Source organism: Microbacterium sp. SMR1, from assembly GCF_003289625.1.
GTDB classification, from domain to species: Bacteria; Actinomycetota; Actinomycetes; order Actinomycetales; family Microbacteriaceae; genus Microbacterium; species Microbacterium plantarum.
Genome location: NZ_QMBN01000004.1, coordinates 271,299 through 295,125, shown reverse-complemented (window position 1 = coordinate 295,125; position 23,827 = coordinate 271,299). Strand labels below are relative to the sequence as shown.

Genomic DNA, 23,827 nt, shown 5'->3' with positions numbered 1-23,827 from the left:
AATGCTGCGCCTGACCGATCTGCTGGTGCTGATCTGGGTCGTCTACGGCACGCAGATCGCCTGGTTCGGCTTCGGCAACGCGCAGGTCGCGATCCGCGAAGACTCGCGCATCACCGACATCTCTTACTGGCTCTTCTCCGGGGGCCTCGTCGCCATCTGGATGTGGACGCTCAGCCTCGCCGACACCCGCGACCACCGCATCATCGGCGCCGGGGCCGAGGAGTACGCGCGCATCGCACGATCGAGTCTGTCGCTGTTCGGCGTGATCGCGATCCTCGCCTTCCTCGCGCGGGTCGACGTCGCTCGCGGATTTTTGGTCATCAGCCTGCCCGTCGGCGTCGGGATGCTGCTGTTCTCGCGGTGGCTGTGGCGACAGTGGCTCGTCGCGAAACGCTCGGTCGGCGAGTACTCGGCTCGCGTGCTGCTGGTCGGGTCGGAGGCATCCGTCACCCACCTCGCGCGCGAGCTGCGACGGATGGCCGGCTCGGGCTACCGCGTCGTCGGCGCGTGCGTTCCGTCAGGTCGCATCGCCGGAACCGTGAAGGGGACGAACATCCCGATCATGGGGAGCGTGGATGCCGTAGCCCAGGCGATGGCCGCAACGGGCGCTGACACCGTCGCCGTCACCAGCACCGACGAGCTGCCACCCGACAAGGTGAAGCAGATCTCGTGGGGGCTCGAGGCCGGCCGCCAGCACCTCGTTCTCGCGCCGAGCATCGTCGACATTGCCGGGCCCCGCATTTTGACGCGGCCGGTCGCCGGCCTTCCACTCACTCATGTGGAGACACCACGATTTTCGCTCGGTCAGCGCCTACTGAAGAGGTGCTTCGACCTCGCCGGGTCGACGCTGCTCCTCCTGCTTTTGTCCCCCGCGTTGATAACTGTGGCGATCGCTGTGCTTAGCACCAGCCCTGGCCCACTGCTATACAAGCAGGAGCGAATCGGCCAGCACGGCAAACCCTTCTACATGCTGAAGTTCCGCTCCATGAGGGTTGGCGCCGACCGGGAGCTTACGGCGCTGCTCGCGGCTCAAGGCACCAGTGAGACCCCGTTGTTCAAGGTCAAGAACGACCCTCGCGTCACCGCAGTCGGACGGTTCATTCGCAAGTACTCGTTGGACGAGCTGCCCCAGCTGCTCAACGTGCTCGGCGGCTCCATGAGCCTTGTCGGCCCGCGGCCGCAGATCGCCGCCGAGGTCGCTCTCTACAACGATGCCGCGAGACGTCGACTACTGGCGCGTCCCGGCCTCACGGGGCTCTGGCAAGTCAGCGGGCGATCACTGCTCGACTGGGAGCAGGCGGTGAAACTGGATCTGTACTATGTCGAGAACTGGTCCTTGACAGGCGATATTGCGATCCTCTGGAAGACAATCCGCGCTGTTATCACGCCGGGCGAATCGGCACATTGAGTCACCAATTCGCTTCGAGGGAAGAAAAAATTGAGCCGCATATTCATCACTGGCGACGCGGGATTCATCGGCTTTCACTTGGCCAAGCAGCTGCTTGCTCTGGGCCATACGGTCGCGGGGTACGACGCCATCTCCGCCTACTACTCGCCCCGCCTAAAGCAGTCACGCCTCGATTTACTATGTCAATCGAGCGAATTCTCGCATACCACTGGTCGCCTCGAAGACGCTAGAGAACTCGCGGGAGCCATGCGCACATTTCAACCCGATATCGTCGTGCACCTCGCCGCTCAAGCCGGCGTACGTTACAGCATTACAAACCCAGAGGAATACATCAGCTCGAACATCGTGGGGTCCGCGACGCTCCTAGACGTTCTCCGCGAAGTTCCCCCTGCTCATTTGATGCTCGCCTCTACCTCTTCGGTGTACGGGGGGAACGTCCGCGCACCTTTCAGTGAGCTCGACACGACAGATGCACCGCTCTCCTTGTACGCAGCGACCAAACGATCCATGGAATCGCTTGCGCACTCCTTTTCGCACCTGCATCAGGTTCCAACAACGGTATTCCGCTTCTTCACCGTCTATGGACCCTGGGGCCGACCCGATATGGCACTTTTCAAGTTCGTGCGCGCGATCTTGAACGACGAACCGATCGACATCTACGGTTTCGGTAAGATGCGGCGAGACTTCACATATGTGGATGACCTCGTTCGTGCCATCTTGAAGCTGTCGCAGGCGGTTCCAGCAGTGGCTGCTCCCATAGGCGAACGTGACTCACTGAGCAAGGTTGCCCCCTTTCGAATCGTTAACATCGCGGGCGGCAGCCCCACAGAGCTAATGACCTTCGTCTCCGCAATCGAGCACTCCCTGGGGCGAATCGCCCGCAAAAACCTCATGCCGATGCAGCCCGGCGATGTGGTTTCCACCTTCGCCGACACCCGCCTGCTGCACGATCTCATCGGCGAGCTCCCATCCACCCCGGTACCAGAGGGCGTTGCGCGCTTTGTGGACTGGTACATGGCGGATGGCGTATCAACGTTGGACGTGTCCGGAGTCACTCAGGGACGCACCCATTGAACTCGACGAAGGACGAAAAGGACCACCGGCCGCTCCGTGCAGTATTTGTAGTCAACTCGGACCGCGCCTTTTGGACTCACCGATCGACCTGGGCCACGTACCTCATCACATCCGGATACGAGGTGCACGTGTTAGCACCGGACACCGGACACCGCCGTAGGATTGAGGGGATCGGCGCGATCTTCCACGACCTGAACCTTGGACGCGAAGATGTTGGGGCCCTGGTGGGCGTCACCGCCGCCTCTCGTATCGCCTACTGGCTTCTGCGCATCCGGCCACAGCTAGTGTTTTTGGTCCAGACCGCCGCCTACACCCTAGGCTGGCCGGCCGCCATCGCGCTGCGGAAAACCAAGTTCGTACGGGTCGCGGGCGGAGTCGGAAGAGCCTTGGGACTGAGCGCAGCCTCACAGTCGAGGTCTGCGAGGCTTGTTCGAGGGTCGTTACGTCTAGCCGCGCGTCTCCCCAATGTTTGGACCCTCTTCCAACTCGAGGGCGACCGTGAGCTCTTTGCGCGCGAGGCGCTCGCTACACCCAGCCGAAGCTGGGTCGTGCCGGGGACCGGCATCGACACGAACCTGTGGTCGCCCAAGGCGGACGACGCGGCGCCAGCTACCTTGACGGTAGGTTTCGTGTCTCGCCTCTACGCCGAGAAGGGCGTGTACGAGTTCGTCGACGCCGCCCGGCGGCTTCGCGATCGAGGCCTCCGTTTCGCCATAGTAGGGGCGCCTGATGTTGGAGTGCGGTCCTCGGTTTCGGCTGACGAGATCGAACAGTGGGAGCACGAGGGCATAATCGAATGGTGGGGGCAGCGAGACGATATGGTGGCCACATTCCGCGCTCTAGACTTACTTGTGTTTCCATCTCGCCACCCCGAGGGAACACCCAGGACCCTTATCGAGGCTGCGGCGTGCGGGGTACCAGCGATCGTATCCGACCAGGAAGGTTGCCGAGCTGTCGTGGCGGATGGGCGCAGCGGGTGGGTTCTCAAGTCCACGTCCGCCGACGAGGTCGCAGTCGCGATTGCCGCCGTCACCTCCGATCGCATTGAACTTGCGGCAGCGGGGGCGGCTGCGCGTAGCAGAGCGCAAGCTAGCTTCTCGCTCGGCTCAACCCTTTCCGCCGTCTTCTCCGGATGCGGCATCAACACCGCTCACACCACAGGCAATCAGGAGTGATCATGATCGATGTTGGCTGTAGTGGAACAGTCAGGCCGGGAACGGGAATCGGCATCGTGCAACGTGAGCTCTATCCACGCTTGATCGAGCGCGGCTACGTACTTCACGAGTCCGGCAACCGTGACCTGCCCGGAGGCTTCGGCGCACGGCTCCGAGGCTTCTTGGTCGGACTCACTCCGGCGCGAGGGCGCTATGAGCTCTACTTGTCGGTGGTGCCCCCGCTACCGGTCGGGCTCAGGGTCCCCGTAGTCACAGTGGTGCACGACCTACGTTGGCGTGACACCCGATCAGGCGTCGCGCAGAGGTATCGGCGAGCAGACTTACGGAGAACTGTCGCACGCTCCACCCACCTCATCTGTATCAGCGATCGCACGCGGCGCGACCTCGTCGATGCCTTCCCCGAGGCAGAGGCGAAAGCCACCGTCGCGCGTCTCGGCCCGGGCCTCGCGGGAAGCGCCTCGCAGGAAGTGGTTGCGCGCGAGCCCGGCTTGTTCCTTCTTGTTGGAGGCGCTCTGCACAAGAAGAACGAGCTGGCCGCACGGGCTATCGTCGAGATCGCCAAGACACGCGACATCCGAGTCGTAGGCGTGGGTGTGTCGCGAGAAGTGCGCGCTACGGTCGAGGGAGCTTTGCCCGACGGAGCATATGAGTGGCGAGCCGGCATATCGGACACGCAGATGGCGGATCTATACCGCCGCGCGGACTATTTCGTCCTCCTGAGCGAGGACGAAGGCTTTGGCTTACCTTTCGTCGAGGCGCTAACGAGCGGGTGCAACGTCGTCGCAGTGGACCAGCCCCTAACCCGTGAATTGCTTGGTGATGCAGCGATCCTCATTCGAGGCGACGATCCGGTGGCGCTGGCTCGACAGATCACGGCGACCCCAGGGCCGCACGCAGAAGAGATTGCACGAGTCGCTGCTCAATACTCATGGGACTTGTTCACTGACCAGGTCGCGCAAGTGTTACAAGAAACGCGAGGTAGTGCTCATGTCCGAGCCTAGATTCTCCCCCACATCAGCGCGACCACGGTCCCTCGTCACCTTTATCTTCCAGGATCAATGCGAAACGGGAGCGCCGCCATCGAGTCTCCTCAAGGCGCTCGTTCGGTCGGTCTTCTCGGTGCGGCATACTGCGGTGACGTTGTTCCGGCTCGCGCAGGCAATTGGCCCCTGCGCCCCGCCTCTCGCCTCACTGCTCAAACAGTTCAACCACGTGGTCACGGGAGCGGACCTCGCTTGGCGCTGCAAGGTAGGCCCGGGCCTCGTCCTGCACCACCCGACCGGCGTCGTGTGGGGTCCAGGCATCATTTTGGGCGCTCGTTGTCGAGTCCAGCAAGGTGTGACAATCGGCGGAAAGGGCGGCTCGGACGAAGATGGCTCTCCCCGGATAGGGGCGAACGTGATACTCGGCGCGGGCAGCCGAGTGCTCGGCGCAATCGAGATAGGGGACGACTGCATCGTCGGCGCAAACGCGGTGGTGCTCTCCGACGTACCGTCAGGCCGTACCGCTGTCGGCATCCCAGCTCGGGTACTGAACCCTCGCGCGTCCGAAGGAGTGTGACGATGTCCGAGAAGGTTGACGGGACCCAGATCCGCGCGGCTCACGAAGCTGTCACCATGTCCGCAGCGCAGCATGCTGAGGGGGTTGGGCCTTCCATCGTGGCGGCGATCCCGACGGTCGGGGCCGTCAACCCGGCGGAGACGATCGCGACCGTGCGGAACCTGCACGCGGCAGGCATAGACGCGCGGGTCGTTCTGAATGCGCGTTCCGTTCAACACACACTCCGCGAAATCGGCCAACATCTCGTACTTGGCGATAACAGAGGGTTTGGCGCGTCTGTTGCTCAGGCGATTGCCGACGATCACCCCGACTGGGTGCTCATCGTCAACGACGATGTGGCATTCGAAGAAACCTCAGCACAAACGGTTCGTGCGGTTCTATCTAGACCAACGGAAGGGCGAAGCTTCAAGGTAGTGCATTTCGGCCACCCCACACCCCGCCGGGTGCCGAACTTCCTCGACGTCTTCTTGAACTTCAGCCTACTGGGCAAGATCCTAGGACTCGCCCGCCGACGAGGCGAAAGAGCATCAGCTCTGAATCGGTACTACTCCTTCGATTGCGTGGCGGTCGAAGGAGCGCTTTGGCGTGAGCTCGGGGGCTTCGATCCCAACCTTACTTTCACATTCGAGGACGTCGACTTCATCCGCAGAGCCCACGATCTCTCGGTTCCCCTGACTGTCACAGTCGAGAAAGTTCCGGGACTTACCAAGAACCACTCGGTATCGAGTCGCAAACACGTCACGAGTGTTCTTCCCGTTTCAACATATTCCGCGTTACGCTATCTTCAAAAATGGGGGCATAGCCCCACAGCCGCAAAGCTGGTCCTTCGGCTCGCACTGATGACCAGGGCAATCATGGTCATACTTCGACGCGAGCGAGTAAAGAACCTAAAGTCGATCATCACCGCATCAGCTGCGCTCGGGACGAGCGTCCCCCCATCACTGCCCTCAGCGGACTCACTGTGATGATCGTCGAGGTGACCGGAGAACGAATACCCGTTCAGGCCAGAATCAGGACCCCCACTCCGATGCCCAAGAGATCGTCGGGCGACCACTGATGGCAACACTCACGCGTCGCATGCTTACGGGGGCCTCCGGCCCTCTCGCCAGTTTCGTTGTTCTATTCGCGCTTCCACTGTCCGGCGCGCTCTTCTTGACGATCGAAAATTTCGCGTTCTGGTCGATCCTCGCATCCGTCTCGTCTATCGCGCTCTCGCTGGATTTCGGTGGCGTTGCGCTTATCTCTGCCCGCTTTTATTCCGACCGCAGGGCACTCGCTCTCGCACGCTCCGCCGCCCTTAGCGGCGGCGGCTCCCTCCTGGTCGGACTCCTGGGAATCTTGGCTTGGCTGTTGTATCAGGGAACGGATCTCGGCACAGCTATCGGATTCTGGGACGGTGCCGCAGCGATCATAACGATGGCCGCGGCCGCAGCGGTCAGGAGCACGTTGATGGTGATTTCTCAGATCGGTCTCCTTTCGGATACCCTGTTGCTGCGGAATCTCACAACCGCGGGCCACGCTCTCGTCGCAGCCAGCCTCACCTTTATACTTCTCTTCACTACAAATTCGTTCTGGGCACTGCCGCTCGGCTGGCTTATCTCCGGGCTGATCTTGCTGGTGCCATGCTACATTTGGGCGCTTCGCGCGGGCGAGACCACGGCACTCATAGAGGTCGCACCTCGGTCCTCCTGGATTCGATTCGCCGGCGTGCGAACTGTCAGCACGATTCTCGGCACCTGCCTACTCCAGGCTGATCGATGGGTCATCGGAGCGCTTGGCGGGCCAGCCCTTCTGGCGATCTATGAGGTAGCGTGGCGCTTTGCTACATTGCCGCGGTTTCTCTTGCAGAACCTCGCGGCGCGAATCGGGTCTGATGCTGCGAGCATGAGATTCGATCAGATGGCCTCACTACGCAGCCTTTTACGGCGCTCCACGGCCATACTTGCTGTCCTCGCGATCCCTGCGATGGCGGGATGCCTGACGGGCTACGTGCTTTTCATGTGGCTCACCGGCGGGGAACCAGATTTCGCTCTCGCGATCGCAATGACGATCGCCTTCACGCTCGTCGGACTAACCGCACCGACATCCTTCGCCGGCGCGTCTCTCGGGGTCGCGGGGATCGACCTCCCGTACATCGGCTTTTCAATCATCGTGGCGACCGTCGGGCTGCTGATGAGTTTGGGCGCATCGTCACCTCTCCCATTTATCTTCGGATATATCGCCGCATTCATTGCATCAGTGCCGGTCTTCTTCCTGTATGCCCCTCGCTGGGTCCTCGCCGCACTATCGGCGCGCGGGTGACAAGACGGCCCTCAAGAAGGACAATCCATCATGAGCTATCGAAAATTCACACCGGTCCGCATATTCGCCGCGATCCGGAAGCGCCTCTCGCGGTTCGCGCGACTCCAACGCAGCGGCCGCATCACCGTGGGTGACCATTCGTATGGCACGCCGGATGTCCGCGTTTTTGAGGGCGACAATAACACTCGGTTGCACATCGGACGCTATTGCAGCATTTCTTCGGATGCAACCTTTCTGCTCGGTGGCGGTCACCCCACAGACCGTATCTCGACGTACCCGATCCGGCTACGCATGTTGCTCCCAGGAGCGGGGCGTGACGGCTTTCCTTCAAGTCGCGGGGACATAATAGTGGAGGACGGCGCGTGGGTCGGTCACGAGGCGCTCATAATGAGCGGCGTGCGTATAGGTCGGGGCGCCGTCGTTGGAGCTCGAGCGGTAGTCACCCGCGACGTGCCGCCATATACGATCGTCGTCGGCAACCCTGCACGCGTCGTACGCGCACGAATCGACGAAGAGGCCCAAACAGAGGCGGAAGCCTCTCGATGGTGGGAGCAGCCGGCATCTGAAGTGGCGGCGTCGGTCGAGAAGCTGAATGGTCCAGCTGCCGATTCTGACCACTGATTCAGACGCGAGGGGATGACGATGAAGGTTGTGTCTGGCCGACCGACGAGATTTGCGCGTGCTGCCTTCGTTTGGATGCGCGGCATCCTGGTTAACGAGCTAATCAGCTCGGAAATGGTGCATCGACGATTCAGGTGGCGTCTCCTGAGAATGTTCGGTCATGACGTGCAGCGGTCGACCATCTCCAGCCGTGTTTTTGTGGGAGGAACCGGTGTTCACATCGGCGCGGGTTCCTTCGTGAATCGCGGAGTCTTCATCGACTGCGCCGCGGATGTGTGGATCGGGTCGAATGTCTCTATCGGCCAGGAGGCGATGATCGTCACGGGGAGTCATGAGCTGGGCGGGGCATCGCGGCGAGCGGGGCGAGACGCCCCGGCCCCAGTGCGGATCGACGACGGGTGCTGGATTGGCGCGCGCGCGATCATACTCCCAGGCGTTCGTATTCATAGCGGCGCGGTCGTCGGCGCTGGGTCGGTCGTAACTAGAGATTGCGAACCAGACACCAAATACGTTGGCACACCCGCTAGACCCCTCGGCAAAATTTAGATAGGCAACTTGGATTGACCGGCGAGAATGCCTCGATGCCAAGAGGACCTTACAGCCGGATCAATTAGTGGACCCGACTGAAACGGTTCCACGCGGGCGCGAAGGCGCCGCCGTAGTCCGGCGTCCGCGCTCCTCGCCACTATTACGCAAGGTCCACCGTCTTAGTCTCCTTCGGGGCGGGTCTCGGGGCCACGTGGCCTACCGGCGGGGCTACGGATACGCTGCGTAGATCGTCCAAGCACCGGGCGAGCCTTCACGCGGATCGTCACCGCACTCGTGGCTCCCCGCGGTGCCCGGGCTACGCTCAAGTAGGCGGGCCCGTGCCGCCGCGCTTCATCCTCCAGGGGTGCGACGGGGGGAACAGCATGGTGAGATCAGTATGTCCCGCCGCGCCACGAGCCCGCCGCCGCGCTCGACGCCATCGACGTACTCAACGCTTGCCGGCGCAGTCCTCACACTTTCACTGCGCCCGGCCTTCATCGGCACGGACGACATGAAGGCCACCGGCGGTCAAATGGGCCACTAGCGGGGACGCCGACGGGTTTGGGTGCTTATGTGCATCGAGGGCACGATACTCATCGGAGGGAAAGCCATCTAACGCCTACGAACGCCTCAGCAGGACTGGCCGCCTGAGGCTCGTCAAGGTCGCGATGTCGTGTTCATCCTAGTCGGCGCCGCGGTGTGACCGTACGTCCGCGCCACATGCCCCTCCGGAAGAACGACATGGTGCGGGGGGTTCTGCGTTGGCAGGCAGACGGCCAGCATCAGCCACATGTACGGGGCAGCGAAGTCGGCGAGAGAGACAAAAGCGGCGCAGAGGAACGCGACCAGTGCTACGGTCGCGGGGAACCGCGCGTCGTCAATCGAGTTGCGGACCGCGCGGACCGAGATGATGACGAAGCACGCGGTGCCGATGACTCCTATGGTGCTAAGTAGCAGGACGAGCAGTGAGGATGCCCGGTTACTGCCGAGTCCAACGCCGAGGAGTGACGTTTCCCATACCAACTGCAAGCCATGCAGGTTCGACGCGTTCCGGTTCACCCAGGACGCACCGCCAACCTTCCCGTCAACAGTGCCGAGAACATAGTTGAGGAGCGGCAGGGAGATTGCGGCGACGGCGACGATGGCGGCAAGGCAGATCAGGAAGGATGACACACGGATTCTGCGCGGCCGCGGCTGTCGTATGAACCGAATCAGATTCAGGAGAAGAAATCCTGCAGTGCTGATGACCGCGCCGACGACGGCTGTGCCGGAGGCGCTGGCAGCGAGAAGCACCCCGGCGAGGATCGCGAATAGCCCTGCGGCCCAGGCTGCTCGTACGGTCTGAGCGACGTTCATGCGGGCGACGAAGTAGGCGGTGGCGGTGAGGGAGAACCCTCCTAGCTGAGAGGGTTCAGCAAACTGTGCACGGAGTCGGACGGTGTTACGAGCGTAAAAGCCCCTTGGGGAGTTGTCGAAAAGTTCGTACGGCCAGGGCAGCCCGGTCCGCCACGCAACGAAGGCGATGACGCCGACGATCACGCCCACGCCCAGGCCGGTGGACACGTGGCTGATGTTCAGGAGCCTGTTGCGTTCGTTGAAGTATATGAAAAGCACATTCATACCGAGGTAGGCAACCTGAGCGATGTTTGATAGCGACGCCCGCAGCGGCGTCAGCGCCCCGACTTGCTCATCGATCCCGACACCGGGGGCAAACACTCCGATGCCCTCGAAGTACAGAGGGGCGAACAGCGTTACGACGGCCGAATACAAGAAGAAGATCATCAGTAGGACGCCAATGACCCGGCCGCTGCGTCCCTCTCGCGCGCGGGCAAATACCGCCAGCGGAAGGTAGAGCAGAAGCCCCATGTAGAACGGGGTTACGACGACGTCGCCAGCGACAACCGCGGCGGAGCTGTTGAACGCGACGGTGGACGCGAGCACTACAAGGACACCGCGGCGACCCCAGATGAGGCTCGCGGCGAAGGCCGCGGCGAAGATGATTCCGAGCGTCGTCACCTCGCGAGTCTACGAGCAGAGTTGCTACCACACTGTGATGCGTAACAGGATTGCCACATACCGAAGCGGTGGGACGCCGCATCCGCCCCGTGGTCGACTGCTGTCTACCTAGCGTGGAACGGTGAGTTGTGGTGCTGCACCTAGCTGTACCTCGACAACCTACCCCTCGGAGGGCGCCCGCAAGAGCTCCTGGTCGCGATCATGGGTGGCGCGGTGGAGTATGCGACCAGCTGGACCCGTGGCACTGCGATCCGAGGCTCGCTTCATCGCCCACATGTGTCGGACCCCGCGATGTGACTGTGTTCTACGGGCCAGAGGCCGCGTCCGGGTTCGACACGCGACGGGACACAGAGTTCGGAGTCGCGAGCGAGTCACCCGCGCGTCCCGCAACCCATCTCGAGCAGGCGTGACACCAGCCGACGTGATGACGCGGCAGCGGATCGGGGCGGTTTGGGAGGTGCCCCGTTGGCGGGTTGACGTGGAGGCGGTCAACCCTCCAACGGGATCAGCTGGGGTAGACGCGCGGCAATGAGATCGGCGATACGCGCATGGCCCTCGTCGTTTGGGTGCCCTTCATCGGTTTCGCCCTGCCAGTACACGTTCCCGGCCGGGCCATGAGTACTCATATCCGCGAAGGTAGTCGACAGATCGATGTACTTGCCGCCGAATTCGGAGCAAACAGCCCCGATCTGCTCGTTGTACGGGCGATTCTGCGCATCGTTCATACCCCAGACGCCGAGACAGAGGACGGACGCATCCGGCGAAGCTGCTTTCAGGCTTGCTAGGTAAGCCCGGTAGCTGATCGCGAACTCCCCTGTCGGAGTCTCTTTGAACGCGTCGTTGAGTCCGAGCTGCATCAAGATCAGATCGACGTCGGAGTAGGGCGAGAACTTTTCTGCCATATCGCCGATGCGAGCACCGGCGAAGTAGCGCCCGATGAAATTGACCTCGCCCCGTGTCTCGAGCGAACCGAGTAGCAGGGAGCGGAAAGCGCTGGCTTCTGACACCGAGTGCTGACCGGCGGATATTGAGTCTCCGTAGAGCGCTACAGTAAGTGGCCCATCTTCCGGCCACGAGGTGTCCAGCAGCCCACTGATGCGCTCCTCTTCACGTCGTGCAGCCTCGGCGGCTTCCTCCTCGGCGGCTGCCCGTACCTGTCGTTGATACTGTGCGGCTTCGGCAGCTGCTGCAGCTTCCTGACGCGCCGCGAGGTCAGCCTGCGACTGTGCGTAGAAGACGGCGCCCGCCGAGACTGTCACCGCCACAGTTGCCGTCACCGCGAGCATCAGAGCGAAATCCCGTCTGCGCGGTCGGCCGGGCCTCGAGTATCCGCTCCTTGCCATGAGCGTGATTCTACGGGAGCGCCCGCCATCGGCTATCCCACAAAGATGGTTGGGGAAGGGCGGCTCAAATGTTCCGCGCCAGAAGGGTGCGCTAGGAGCCTTGCGACCGGCTCCCGCAGGGCTCGACTGCCCGTCGCAGCTGGCCGAGTCGTCATGGGTTTCGCCTCTTGAGGCCCGTTACCTCCCGTCCGTACCAAGCAGGCAGCTCCGAACGGCACGGCACCCGCGTGGTTGCGTTCGATTGGGCCCGTCGGTGCTCAGGTCGAGCGCTACGAGTGACCGTCGGGCCGACAGATGCCCTGGTAGCTCGTCTTACCCCCTCCGCGCGCCGCGCCCTCGGAAGTCCTCGCCTTCTTAGCCGCGACGACTGTCTTCGACTGGCTCATGGTCCTTATATTCACGCGCGTTACCGCGCAAGCCCCTCTTCTAGTAAGCGCGCATCGATTCATGAATACCCCGACAGGCAGCCACGTCGGCGCCGTAATCGTCTTTCGGTCGCCGCCTCAGAGGTGTGAGCGTTCGACCTAGCGGGATCTCCGCCGGCAGGGGCTCCGGTGAGCACCAGGCTCTAGCGACTGCGGACGCTCAGTGCAGATCGCGCACACGAAGGAGCGAGAGCTTGCGATGCGTGAGTCCTGAGCGGACTCGCACCATGCTGCATCCGCCCTGCACGAGTTCGTCGCGGATATCAGCGGTCAGGATGAAGGGCTGCACCTGGCGCCAGCCATCGGCTGCGTCGTAGATGTGAGTCACTCGATACTTGCGCATGGTTCCTCCCCTTCCGCGGACCGCCCCTGATCGATGCACGTCGGCACCCCGCTCCGACGAACGCGACGAACGCGACGATACGCCGCTTACGCCGCGGGCACAGGAGGCCTGAGCAAACCCAGGGCTACCACCCGTATCGACTACCGGTCGGGTTGCGCCGGCGCTGAGGTTCCGCAACAACCGAGCCGCCCGCGGCATCCGTCTTCCGCGTAGCGTGGCGTGCACCCGACGACCGTGAGGAGCAACCGTGGACACCACCGTCTTCTTCACCGCCGCATTGCTCGCCGTCGCCGCGATCGCGACGGCCGCCGCCTACGGCCGACGCCGCAGCCGCCGCAGGCGCTGACCGAACGCGCACGTGGCTGTCACCCGGTGACGGCCCTACCCACCCGGGCAGTCGCAGTCGCTTCCGCTGTAACAGGCGCACCAGCCGGGCGGGAAGTCCGACTCCGCGTCATCCTCGTCCTTCCCGCTGATCTCGCCCGTCCAGTCGACGGAGTGGTAGCCCCGGCTCGTGCGGAGCACGACGACGAAAGGTATTCCGGCGCCGGTCACCGCTTCGAGCTTGAAAGCGTCGTATTCGATCACGAGTGTGGATGAGAGCTCGGGGGCAGGGGCCCGCACCGCAGCGGGCGTCCGAAAGGCGATGCCCACCGACTGGTTGTCGCACATCGCAGACGCCGAGGGAAGGTCGTCGACGGTGTAGGGCTCACCGTTCTCATACATTCCCGCGACTCCCCAGTCAGCCCAGTAGCGTTCGACCATCCCGTATGACGATTCGTCGACCGTGCATCCGGCGGCGGTCAGATGAGCCCGGTATCCGGCGATCACCTCCCCCGGGTCGCCGCTCGCAGGCGCAACGAGCCACCGAGAGGAACGCGAGCAGGTCCACGCGCTGAAATCCTGGACCCACCAGTTCCTCTTCCCCGGCGAGCAGACATCCGTGGTCTCCGTGGTCAGCACGACCCCGCCGGCCGCGCGTGAAAGCGCTGCTTCGGCCGCCGCCGCGGCATCCGCACGCTGCGCCACCGTGTACGGGTCGTACTCCTGCGGGTCGACGCGGCCCTGCGAACATGCACTCACCGCGAGCACGAGCGCGACGCACCCGACGGTCGCGACGAACACGCGGCGCGGCCTTCGCGCCACGCTCCGTCGCATCACGTTCACTCGGTCACCGCCCGGCTCGAGCGGGCAGTGCCGCGTCTGCCGAAGCGACCGCATGTCCCCGCGGCGCCACTCTAGCGATCACGGTCACCTGCGTGCCTTTCGCGCGTCCACGCGAGTGACATCGGCGCAACCTGACGGGCAAAGTCACATGCCCGGCGCCGTCACGGCAGCGAGGCGCCCACCGGCAGAATCGCCTTATGAGAGTCCTCGCGACAATGCTCTTGCGTAGCCGACGGCCGCCTCGTGATGCCTCGCTGAGCGCACCCGCCGACACCGATCCGGTTGCCGAAGAGGAATCGGTCGCGGACGATCTCGCCGACTTGCTGCGAGCCCATGACGAAGACTTCTCGCAGTACGCGCGGACTCTGGGCGCAACGCTGGGGCGCGGAGTCGCCGTCCTCACGCTCGTCTCACTCTTCGCCCTCACCCAGCTCAACCCAGACGCGCCGCGGCTCGTCCTGCCACGGTTCGACGGCGGCGACGCACTCGCCGCGTTCGGTGTCGTCGGCCTGTTCGTCACTACTCTGCAACTCGCCGTACGAGACCCCGGGGCGCTTCAACAGCCCACAGCATCGGCAGGACGGCAGCAACTACTCACACTGATCGCCGCGCTGCTCGTGCCCACCTCGCTCGGCTTGGGCATCTACATCGCCATCCCCTACATGATCGAATCCGCGCCGACCGGCATCGACCTGGTGCGCGGCTTCGGCCCGATAGCTATCGGAATCCTCCTAGCGCTATTCGCGGCAGACGCCGCTGCGGCAGTCCCCCTCCCACCGACCGACCCAGCTGTGCGTCGCACGCGCCGGAAGATCGCCGCGGAAGAACAACGCGCAGCCCTTTCCGCGCTCAAGCTCCGCGCGGGGCCGTCATCCGTGCGTGGGGTGATCGGCGACATTGCGCGCATCGTCGGTCTTGTGGTTGCTCAGCTCCTCGTGCTCAACGCGGTCACACCTGCCGACATTGACGTGGTCGTGGCGCGCGCCGCCGCATTGACGGCTTTCGCCGTCTTCGTCACGGCTGCCGTGTACGACACGTTCGTCGCGGCCGCTCGCCGCCGTTGGTCACCGCTCACACCCGCGTTCTTGCCGTTCATCCTCGCCATGGTGGGCGTCTCGGGGACGATCGTCATCGCGAGTATCGAATCGGCCGACGGGACGAACCCGGTCCGCGCTGCGGCCGACGCTCTTCTTCGATTCGCCGTCGTCACCTGCAGCAACGCCGGCATAGCGTTCTATCTCACGGGCCGGCGACGGCGGCCGCGCTCCGACGATGGTCCCGCTGAGAGCCGGCTTCTCCGAGCGATCGCAATCAAGCTCGCAGAAAGCAAGGCGAACAGGCTCGACGACGGTGTCCTGCGGGACGAGAGCAGGCGCCCTGCGACGCTGCCGTTGAACCGCCTCGCTGTCATCAGCCCGTTCGTCAGCGTCGTGTTCCCCCTCGGGCTGATACTCGCCGCCGCAGCGCGCGAACAGATCGCCGCGGTCTCACCACCGGAAGAGCGCGGCGAAGGGTGGGCGCGAGCCGCGGAGGTAGTCTCGTGGGCCGTTGCAAGCCTCGTGCTGATCGTCCCCGCCGTGGCACTCGCGATTTCCACCGCAACTACCACGTGAGTCGGCACTGCCAACCGGCCCGTCTCTCGGTTTATCCCTCGATTCGTCATGGAGAGACGACAAATCCAGGAGCTCGCTGTAGAGAAACGGGCTCCGCCGGGGTCGCCCATTCCTCCCCAACCGAGCCGCAAAATTGTTCTCCCCAGATGTACGGATATTCGACGCGAATGTCCGACCCCCTGGCAATAATGGGAACATGACAACGAACGGCGAAAGCGCACACGAACCGGATGCCGGCTCGTCGAGCTCGCCGTACGCCGGCATCGTCGACCGGGTCTCTCACGCAGACGATCTGCTCCACGCGGCGAACATCGCCATGACCCGTGCGCTCGCTGAGGCGGGGCGCAGCGCTCTTCGCCAGGCTGCGCGGTCGGGCGAGCGGCCGCGCGGCATGGGCTCAGACATGGAGATGCGCTCGATCGCCGCCGAGATCGCCGGGGTGCGACGGTCGCACGACCGCCGCGCGCAGAGCGAGATCGACCACGCGCTGACCATCGTCGACGACTACCCCGCTGTGTTCGAGGCGTGGGAGCAGCAGCGCATCACGCGCGAGCACGTCGACGTGGTCGTCCGGATGGGATGCGGCCTCGCCGACGACATCCGCGACGACTACGCGCGGCAGGCGATCCTGATCTGCGAGCGCGACATCGCCTCGCGCGTGCGCGAGCCGCTTCGTAACCTCGCGGCCCGGATGGGGTCGGAGTCCTTCGCCGAGCGACACCGCACCGCCGCGGCAAAGCGAGGCGTTTGGGTGACCCACGGCACCGACGGCATGTCCGAGCTCGGCGCCACCCTGCCGACGGTCATCGCCGCAGGCATCCACGACCGCCTCACCGCCATGGCGCAGTCCGTCAAAGACGCCCGTGCCGCCGCCGGGGAGGCGCCTGCGGATGCTGCGGCTGGGGATGCCGCCTCGGGTGAGGGTTCTGCGGGTGAGGGTTCTGCGGCGGCGGATGCTGCGGCGGCGGATGCTGCTGCGCCCGACGTCCGCACGATGGATCAGCTGCGCGCCGACATCCTCGGCGACCTGCTGCTCGGGGGCGCCCCGGTCGTCGATCCCACGCACGGCAGCGACGCCGCCGGGCCGCTGGGTGCGATCCGGGCGCAGGTCCAGGTGACGCTGACATCCGAGACGGTAACCGGCGCCGACGACGCCCCCGCCGAGCTGGTGGGCGCCGCGCTCATCGACGCCGACACCGCCCGCAAGCTCGCCGGCCGCGCCAAAATCTGGAACCGACTCTTCATCGACCCAATCACCCGCACCCCGGTCGAAGTCGACACCTACCGGCCCACCGCAGCGATGAGCCGCCTACTCAAAGCGCGCGATCAGCACTGCCGATTCCCCGGATGCCGCAGAGCCGCGATCCGATGCGAACTCGACCACACCATCGATTACGCCCTCGGTGGGCACACGCACATCTACAACCTCGCCCACCTGTGCCAACGACACCATTCGATGAAGCAATTCACGAAATGGGAGGTCAGGCAGATCGGCGGCGGGGTCCTGGAATGGACCTCACCCCTGGGCCGGGTCTACCGAGAAGACGTACCGATCCCATCCGTGTGTTTCGTTCCCGACACCGGCGCCGCGCCACCACCCGAGGCGAGCAGGCACGAGCCACCGCCCTTCTGAGCCGGCCGGCGCTGGCCGGCGCCGCCCGGCGCCGTCCGGCGCAGTCACACGCCCCGGATGCGCTTCGCTTCGGCGAGCACGACCGAATCCTCGCATCCGCGCGCGAACCCCGCGATCCGCCGGTCGATGTCGTGTTGCAGGATGACCATGCCGATGCGCTCCGCGAGCGGTGCAAGCCACGCCGGGCGGCAGGCGAAGTTGTAGCGCCACACCGCGACCGAGCGCGAGGGGTCGCCCTCGACCGGACTGAACCGCCATCCGCCGCCCATCCGAGCGAAGAACCAGGAGCCTTTCGTCATCTTCATCCCGACGTTCGACGGCGGGTTGTACGAGACGTACTCACTCTCCATCGCCAGCCCGAACCGCTGCACGGTATACGTGCGGACGCCCTTCGCCGGCCGATCCGCGCCGATCAGGTGCTGTCGCCGGATGAAAGGGTCCCAGCGCTTCCGCACCTCGCCCTGCGTCTGCGACACCGCGAACGCGACGTCGACCGGCACGGGAACAACGCAACGCGACTCGACGACCGGCACTCGCCCATCGTGGCACGCCCCCGGCGCGCAACACGCTCCCGCGACGCATACTAAGAATCATGCGCAGCGTCCCCCTCGGTCAGAGCAACATCCAGGTCCCCAACGTCGTCGCGGGCATGATGCGGATCGAGGAGCTCTCCGACGACGACATCCGCGCCCTCTACGACCGCTGCCGCGAGGTCGGCGTCGACTTCTACGACCACGCCGACCTCTACGGCTCGTCGCGCCACGCCTGCGAGCGACGCTTCACCGAAGCGCTCAAGCTCACGGCATCCGAGCGCGACGAGATCACGCTGCAGACCAAGACCGGCATCGTCGCCGACGAGTGGCACTTCGACCACTCGTACGAGCACATCGTGACCTCGGCCGAGGAGTCGCTCGAAGCACTCGGCACCGACCGCATCGACGTACTGCTGCTGCACCGTCCCGACGCTCTCGTCGAGCCCGACGAGGTCGCCCGCGCGTTCGACCACCTCGAGTCCTCGGGCAAGGTCCGCGCCTTCGGCGTCTCGAACCACACGCCCCGCCAGATCGACCTGCTGAAGACGGCGGTGACCCAGCCGCTCGTGGCCAACCAGGTGCAGCTGTCGATCACGCACTCGACGATCATCGCCCAGGGGCTCGCGTCGAACATGGCCGGCGAAGACGACTCCATCACCCGTGACGGCGGCGGACTCGTCGACTACTCGCGCATCAACGGCATCACGCTCCAGGCCTGGTCGCCGTTCCAGAAGGGCTTCTTCGACGGCGTCATCTTCGGTGCCGAGGAGTACCCGGAGCTCAACGCCAAGCTCGACGAGCTGGCCGCGAAGTACGGCGTCACCCCGACCGCCATCGCGACGGCGTGGATCACCCGCCACCCCGCCGGAATGCAGGTCGTGCTCGGCACCACGAACCCCCAGCGCGTCGCGGATGCCGCCGAGGGCAGCGACATCCCCCTGACGCGAGGCGAGTGGTACGGGCTGATCCAGGCCGCCGGGCACAAGGTGCCCTGAGCCCGGGGTCAGGTGCCGCAGAACGTCTGGTAGCCGGCCGCGAAGTCCGGACCCGCCGGCTGGGCGTACCGCTCCGCGCCCGCGCGCTCGGTGAACGGGGTCGACAGGACGGTCGTCAGCCAGCCGAGCGGCTCGAGATTTCCGGCGGTCGCTGCGGCGAGCGCTTCCTCGACGAGGTGGTTGCGCGGCACGTAGATGGGGTTCGCGGCATCCATCACCTCGGCGTCGGGCGCGTGGGCACGCCACCGATCCAGCCAGCCGGTCAGCGCCGGATCCCCGCCGAGCGCCGCCTCGAGACCGGCCGCATCGCCCCGCGCGGCAGCAGACAGCGACCGGAACGTCGAGGTGTAGTCCGCGCGCTTGCGCTCGAGCATCTCGTGGAAGTCACCGGCGAGCGCCTCGACCTGCTCATCGGAGACTCGCGCATCGGCGAGCCCGAGCTTGCGCCGCATGCCCGCCGCCCGAGCCTCGGCGAACCGGGGCCGGAACTCCGCCAGCACGCCCTGCGCGAGCTCGACCGCGCGTTCGAGCTCATCGTCGAACAGCGGCAGCATCGCCTCGGCGAGCCGCGCGAGGTTCCACTCGGCGATGTACGGCTGATTGCCGTAGGCGTAACGGCCGCCGGTGTCGATCGAGCTGTACACGGTCGCCGGGTCGTACGCATCGAGGAAGGCACACGGGCCGTAGTCGATCGTCTCGCCCGACAGCGTCATGTTGTCGGTGTTCATCACGCCGTGGATGAAGCCGACCAGCATCCAGCGGGCGACGAGGTCGGCCTGCGCCGCCACGACCGCGCGGAACAGTCCGAGCGCAGGCACGTCCCCGTCCGCCGCCTCGGGGTGGTGCCGCGCGATGGCGTAGTCGACGACCGCGCGCAGCACGGTGATGTCGCCCGTCCCCCGCGCGAACTCGACGCTGCCCACCCGCAGATGGCTCGACGCCGTCCGCACGAGCAGCGCTCCCGGCAGCGCCGCCTCACGCACCACCTCGCGCCCCGTCGCGACGACGGCGAGCGACCGGGTCGTCGGGATGCCGAGGGCGTGCATCGCCTCGCTCATGACGTACTCGCGCAGCATCGGCCCAACGGCCGCGAGCCCGTCGCCGGCCCGCGCGAAGGGCGTCGGTCCGGAGCCTTTCAGATGGATGTCGCGGAGCGATCCGTCCGCCGCGGTCAGCTCGCCCAGCAGCAGCGCCCGCCCATCGCCGAGCCGCGGCGAGAAACCGCCGAACTGGTGACCGGCGTAACCCTGGGCGACCGGCTGCGCGCCCTCCGGCAGCGCGGCACCCACGAGAAGGTCGACCCCCTCGGGGCTGCGCAGGAACCCGGCATCCAGCCCCAGCTCGTCGGCGAGCGCCTCGTTGAGCACGAGCAGCCGCGGCGCGGGCGCCGGATCCGCCGACCACGGCCGCGCGAGCGCGGGCAGCGCGTCAGCGAAGTCGTGCGACAGCGAGAGCGTGACGGGAGTCATGAATCGAGGCTACGCGCGGTGCAGCCGCCGCGGGCCGGACTGGTTTACACAGCCGACACAGCTTCCTGCTAAGAAAGGGTTCGCGGCTCACCTCGGGTCGCGGAGAGCGAGCCCCATGCGTCTGTCGGTCATCGGTTGCGGTTACCTCGGTGCGGTCCACGCTGCCGCCATGGCATCCATCGGTCACGAGGTCGTCGGAATCGACGTCGACGAGCGCAAGATCGCCTCGCTCTCGAACGGCGAAGCCCCCTTCTTCGAGCCCGGTCTGCAGGAGATCCTAAGCGACGGCCTCGCATCGGGCCGACTCCGCTTCTCGACCGACATGGCGGATGCCGCGGGCGCCGCCGTCCACTTCATCGGCGTCGGCACCCCGCAGCAGAAGGACGGCTACGCGGCCGACCTGACCTACGTCAACGCCGCCGTCGACGCGCTCATCCCGCACCTGGCCGAGGGGGACATCGTCGCGGGCAAGTCGACGGTCCCCGTCGGCACCGCGGCCACGCTCGCCGAGCGCGTGACCCCCACCGGCGCCACGCTCGTCTGGAACCCCGAGTTCCTGCGCGAAGGCTGGGCGGTGCAAGACACCGTCGACCCCGACCGCCTCGTCGCGGGCGTCCCCGCCGGGCCGGAAGGCGAGCGCGCCGCCGACATCCTGCGGGAGGTCTACCACCCCTCGGTCGCCAAGAACACGCCGTTCATCATCACCGACCTCGCCACCGCCGAGCTCGTCAAAGTCGCCGCGAACGCCTTCCTCGCGACCAAGATCAGCTTCATCAACGCGATGGCCGAGATCGCCGAGGTCACCGGCGCCGACGTCACGACCCTGGCCGACGCGATCGGCCACGACGCCCGCATCGGCCGCCGCTTCCTCGGGGCCGGCATCGGCTTCGGCGGCGGCTGCCTGCCGAAGGACATCCGCGCGTTCTCGGCTCGCGCCGAAGAGCTCGGCCGCGGCGAGTCGGTCGCGTTCCTGCGCGAGGTCGACGCCATCAACATGCGCCGCCGCGACCGCGCCGTCGACCTCGTCGTCAGCGCCTTCGGCGGATCGGTGTTCAAGAAGAACATCACGGTGCTCGGCGCCGCGTTCAAGCCGCACAGCGACGACACCCGCGACTCCCCTGCACTCGACGTCGCCGTGCGCCTGCACGGCCTCGGTGCCTGGGTCACCGTGACCGACCCCGAGGCAATCGAGAACGCCCGCCGCATCCACCCTCAGCTGAACTACGTCGAGGACCGCGACGAGGCCCTCCGCGCCGCCGACGCCGTCATCGTCGTCACCGAGTGGGACGAGTACCGCCGCGAGCTCGACCCCGCGCACGCCGCGACGCTCACCGCCGGCCGGCTCATCGTCGACGGCCGCAACTGCCTCGACGCCGACGCCTGGCGCGCGGCCGGCTGGGACTACCGCGGCATGGGCCGCCCCTGACGCGTCGCGCGCAATGAGATCGCGACGAGCACGATCGCGGCTGCCACGCACGCCGCCGCGATCAGCGCCGTCACATTGCCGTTGACCGTCGCGTCCGACCACCGCGTCAGGTCGACCGGGCCCAGCACCACCGTGGTGCGCTCCAGCAGCCCGTCGATGAGCGGGCCGGCGGTGACGGCGATCCCGGCCCCGACGAGGCACGCGATCGCGGCCCGGTGCAGCCCACGCATCGGAAGGTAGCGGAGCACGAGGACGACCACCGTCGCGAGACCGAAGCCCCCGGCGACGAGCGGCAGCGCGATCTCGACGAAGGCCTGCCCCTGACCCACCGCACCGAGGATCACGGCCAGCATCAGCGTCAGCGCCACCGCATCCACGACCACCGAGATGATCGCGCTGTGCGTACGCAGCCAGCCCGATCCGAACGACCGCAGCGCGAGCGGGCCCCAGATCACGACCACCGCGAACAGGATCGCGGCGCCGGCGATGCCGAGGAACCCCGCCGAGGTCAGCGCCTCGATGGACGCGAGCAGCAGCCCGAGCGAGGCGAGCGCCGCGGCGAACGTCGTCCAGCCGCGCCGACCCGTCACGAGCAGCGGGAGCGTCGTGAGCGAGAAGGCCAGAGCGACGGCCGCGGCGACGATCCAGAACCACGAGAGCGTGTGCTCGACCGCCAGGTTGGTCACGAACGTGGCGACCAGAGCGACCGCGTACGCACCGACCGTCGTCCACAGCAGCGCGCCGCGCCATCGCCGATGCACGCGGGCCTGCTGCGCGTCGAGCCGACCCCGGTCGTCGGCGCTGGCGCTGACGAGCTCGCCCTCGGTGACACCGAGCGCTCGTGCGAGCGGGCCGAGCGTCGCGAGGTCGGGGTACGAGAGCCCGCGCTCCCACTTCGACACCGCCGACTCGGTCACGAAGACACGCGAGGCGAGCTCCTTCTGCGTGAGTCCGGCTTCCCGCCGTGCGGTGGCGAGAAAGCGACCGACGTCGCCCTTATGGGACGCGGTGCTGGTGGGCCCGGTGCTGTGCGTTTCATTCACGTCGCTCAGTGCACCACCCGGGACGCCGGCGCACCAAGCCGACACGGCTCCGGCGCGGCTCGACCATCTGGCCAGCCCGGAATCACGCGGATGTGCGGCGTCAGGGCAGGCGCACCGAGTCGGTCTTGGGGTGCTCGCGCGGCATCCGATCACGGTCGTACGTGATGGCGGAGTAGCCGTGCGGGATCGGCTGCCCGTCCTCGTCGACGCTCACGAACACGAGACGCTCGATCGAGAGGATGCGCTTGCGCGTGATCATGTTGCGCACGACGGCCCGCATCGTCAGCGAGGTGCGACCGAAGTGCGTCGCCGTCAGCCCCATCTCGATGAGGTCGCCCTGCAGCGCCGACGACTCGAAGTTGATCTCCGAGATGAGCTTGGTCACCACGCGGTAGTTGCCGAGCTGGATGATCGCGTAGATCGCGGCTTCCTCATCGATCCAGCGGAGCAGACTGCCGCCGAAGAGCGTGCCGTTGGCGTTCAGGTCTTCCGGCCGCACCCACTTGCGGGTGTGGAAGTTGATGCCGCCCTCCGACCAGGGCCATTCGGAACTCGTCTGATCGCTCACGTTGATCCAGCCTAATCCCGCACATGATCGCACGCGGGGGGCGTCGCGTCGACGGGTTTCGCCGGCCGGTCCGACGTCGGATGATGTGGTCATGGACAAGCCTGCGAAAGAGTTCGACGCCCACGAGGTGACGGAGGAGGTCGCCGACCGGGTCAAGAAGCGGATGCCGGACCTCGACGACGAGCTCATCCACCGCGAGGCGGCGGCCTCGGTTGAAAGCCACGCCGACGCCCGCGTCACGGACTTCATCGGCATCATCGCCGAACGCGAGACCCGCGAGCGCCTCGCCGGTATCGCCGACGAGGCGCCGACCGAGTCCGACTGACCGGTGCGGGGCTACCGGCGGTCGTCGGTGGTCTGTCCGTAAACGTTCTGATACCGGTCGTACAACGCATCGATCGCGTCCTGCGGAATCGGGAGCAACTCCCCCGCCTGCCGGGCGATATGGACCGTGCGAGCCACGTCCTCCACCATCACCGCAGCCTTGACCGCATCCTTCGCGCTCGACCCGATCGTGAACGGCCCATGGTTTTGCATCAACACCGCCCGGGAACGATGCCCCCGAAGCGTGTCCACGATCCCCCGG

The 23,827-nt window shown here is 65.8% G+C and carries 23 protein-coding genes; 14 read left to right on the top strand and 9 right to left on the bottom strand.

Going from position 1 to position 23,827, the window contains the following annotated elements; all coding sequences use genetic code 11:
• Position 1: 1 nt before the first annotated feature.
• The 9 genes from DO944_RS14470 (at position 2) to DO944_RS16060 (ending at position 8,685) form a co-directional block, all read left to right on the top strand.
• Positions 2-1,408, top strand: a complete 1,407-nt coding sequence (locus tag DO944_RS14470) for a sugar transferase (protein WP_309300116.1) — start codon at positions 2-4, stop codon at positions 1,406-1,408.
• A 30-nt stretch (positions 1,409-1,438) separates the two neighbouring features.
• On the top strand, positions 1,439-2,482 hold the full coding sequence (locus tag DO944_RS14465) for an NAD-dependent epimerase/dehydratase family protein (protein ID WP_112617835.1): 1,044 nt from the start codon (positions 1,439-1,441) through the stop codon (positions 2,480-2,482).
• Positions 2,479-3,657, top strand: a complete 1,179-nt coding sequence (locus DO944_RS16065; RefSeq protein WP_112617834.1) for a glycosyltransferase — start codon at positions 2,479-2,481, stop codon at positions 3,655-3,657. Before DO944_RS14465 ends, DO944_RS16065 begins: the two co-directional genes overlap by 4 nt.
• Positions 3,658-3,659: 2 nt before the next feature.
• Entirely contained in the window at positions 3,660-4,658 is a 999-nt protein-coding gene (locus tag DO944_RS14455) for a glycosyltransferase (RefSeq protein ID WP_181574265.1), read from the top strand.
• Entirely contained in the window at positions 4,645-5,217 is a 573-nt protein-coding gene (locus tag DO944_RS15730; RefSeq protein WP_220118368.1) for a serine O-acetyltransferase, read from the top strand. Before DO944_RS14455 ends, DO944_RS15730 begins: the two co-directional genes overlap by 14 nt.
• A gap of 2 nt (positions 5,218-5,219) precedes the next feature.
• Positions 5,220-6,182 (top strand): glycosyltransferase family 2 protein, encoded by a 963-nt coding sequence (locus tag DO944_RS15595; RefSeq protein WP_146752067.1) that lies wholly within the window; start codon positions 5,220-5,222, stop codon positions 6,180-6,182.
• A gap of 187 nt (positions 6,183-6,369) precedes the next feature.
• On the top strand, positions 6,370-7,518 hold the full coding sequence (locus DO944_RS14445) for an oligosaccharide flippase family protein (RefSeq protein ID WP_181574263.1): 1,149 nt from the start codon (positions 6,370-6,372) through the stop codon (positions 7,516-7,518).
• A 30-nt stretch (positions 7,519-7,548) separates the two neighbouring features.
• Positions 7,549-8,139, top strand: a complete 591-nt coding sequence (locus DO944_RS16015; RefSeq protein ID WP_112617830.1) for a CatB-related O-acetyltransferase — start codon at positions 7,549-7,551, stop codon at positions 8,137-8,139.
• A 15-nt stretch (positions 8,140-8,154) separates the two neighbouring features.
• Positions 8,155-8,685, top strand: coding sequence for a DapH/DapD/GlmU-related protein (locus tag DO944_RS16060; protein WP_112617829.1), 531 nt, complete (start codon positions 8,155-8,157; stop codon positions 8,683-8,685).
• Positions 8,686-9,324: 639 nt separating this feature from the next.
• Here the strand turns inward: DO944_RS16060 and DO944_RS14430 are convergent.
• The 4 genes from DO944_RS14430 to DO944_RS14415 all read right to left on the bottom strand — a co-directional run bounded on the left by DO944_RS14430 (position 9,325) and on the right by DO944_RS14415 (position 13,919).
• Entirely contained in the window at positions 9,325-10,683 is a 1,359-nt protein-coding gene (locus DO944_RS14430) for a hypothetical protein (RefSeq protein ID WP_112617828.1), read from the bottom strand.
• A gap of 488 nt (positions 10,684-11,171) precedes the next feature.
• Positions 11,172-11,969, bottom strand: coding sequence for an SGNH/GDSL hydrolase family protein (locus DO944_RS14425; RefSeq protein WP_181574262.1), 798 nt, complete (start codon positions 11,967-11,969; stop codon positions 11,172-11,174).
• A 642-nt stretch (positions 11,970-12,611) separates the two neighbouring features.
• A complete protein-coding gene (locus DO944_RS14420; protein WP_112617826.1) occupies positions 12,612-12,794 on the bottom strand; it encodes a hypothetical protein in 183 nt (60 codons plus the stop codon).
• A 381-nt stretch (positions 12,795-13,175) separates the two neighbouring features.
• Positions 13,176-13,919: a hypothetical protein gene (locus DO944_RS14415; protein ID WP_112617825.1), complete on the bottom strand. Its 744-nt coding sequence runs from the start codon at positions 13,917-13,919 to the stop codon at positions 13,176-13,178.
• A 257-nt stretch (positions 13,920-14,176) separates the two neighbouring features.
• Between DO944_RS14415 and DO944_RS14410 the strand changes: the two genes are divergently transcribed.
• Together DO944_RS14410 and DO944_RS14405 are read left to right on the top strand one after the other, a co-directional pair.
• Positions 14,177-15,574 (top strand): hypothetical protein, encoded by a 1,398-nt coding sequence (locus tag DO944_RS14410; protein ID WP_112617824.1) that lies wholly within the window; start codon positions 14,177-14,179, stop codon positions 15,572-15,574.
• A gap of 196 nt (positions 15,575-15,770) precedes the next feature.
• Positions 15,771-17,207, top strand: a complete 1,437-nt coding sequence (locus tag DO944_RS14405; RefSeq protein WP_258524772.1) for an HNH endonuclease signature motif containing protein — start codon at positions 15,771-15,773, stop codon at positions 17,205-17,207.
• Between the two features lie 44 nt (positions 17,208-17,251).
• Here the strand turns inward: DO944_RS14405 and DO944_RS14400 are convergent, their stop codons facing one another.
• A complete protein-coding gene (locus tag DO944_RS14400) occupies positions 17,252-17,740 on the bottom strand; it encodes an SRPBCC family protein (RefSeq protein ID WP_112617823.1) in 489 nt (162 codons plus the stop codon).
• Between the two features lie 59 nt (positions 17,741-17,799).
• Here DO944_RS14400 and DO944_RS14395 point away from each other — a divergent pair, with 59 nt between their 5' ends.
• A complete protein-coding gene (locus tag DO944_RS14395) occupies positions 17,800-18,735 on the top strand; it encodes an aldo/keto reductase family oxidoreductase (RefSeq protein ID WP_112617822.1) in 936 nt (311 codons plus the stop codon).
• 8 nt (positions 18,736-18,743) lie between these two features.
• Here DO944_RS14395 and DO944_RS14390 read toward each other — a convergent pair whose 3' ends face one another.
• On the bottom strand, positions 18,744-20,204 hold the full coding sequence (locus tag DO944_RS14390; protein ID WP_112617821.1) for a YdiU family protein: 1,461 nt from the start codon (positions 20,202-20,204) through the stop codon (positions 18,744-18,746).
• Between the two features lie 115 nt (positions 20,205-20,319).
• Here DO944_RS14390 and DO944_RS14385 point away from each other — a divergent pair, with 115 nt between their 5' ends.
• Positions 20,320-21,630, top strand: a complete 1,311-nt coding sequence (locus DO944_RS14385; protein WP_112617820.1) for a UDP-glucose/GDP-mannose dehydrogenase family protein — start codon at positions 20,320-20,322, stop codon at positions 21,628-21,630.
• Here the strand turns inward: DO944_RS14385 and DO944_RS15795 are convergent.
• Both DO944_RS15795 and DO944_RS14375 read right to left on the bottom strand, forming a co-directional pair.
• Entirely contained in the window at positions 21,606-22,673 is a 1,068-nt protein-coding gene (locus DO944_RS15795) for a helix-turn-helix domain-containing protein (protein ID WP_220118366.1), read from the bottom strand. The genes DO944_RS14385 and DO944_RS15795 overlap by 25 nt on opposite strands.
• 100 nt (positions 22,674-22,773) lie before the next feature.
• A complete protein-coding gene (locus tag DO944_RS14375) occupies positions 22,774-23,241 on the bottom strand; it encodes an acyl-CoA thioesterase (RefSeq protein ID WP_240309703.1) in 468 nt (155 codons plus the stop codon).
• A gap of 91 nt (positions 23,242-23,332) precedes the next feature.
• Between DO944_RS14375 and DO944_RS14370 the strand changes: the two genes are divergently transcribed.
• Positions 23,333-23,566: a three-helix bundle dimerization domain-containing protein gene (locus DO944_RS14370; protein WP_112617818.1), complete on the top strand. Its 234-nt coding sequence runs from the start codon at positions 23,333-23,335 to the stop codon at positions 23,564-23,566.
• Positions 23,567-23,577: 11 nt separating this feature from the next.
• Here the strand turns inward: DO944_RS14370 and DO944_RS15975 are convergent.
• Positions 23,578-23,827 (bottom strand): class II aldolase/adducin family protein (locus tag DO944_RS15975; protein WP_258524771.1); only part of this gene is annotated, 250 nt, incomplete at its 5' end.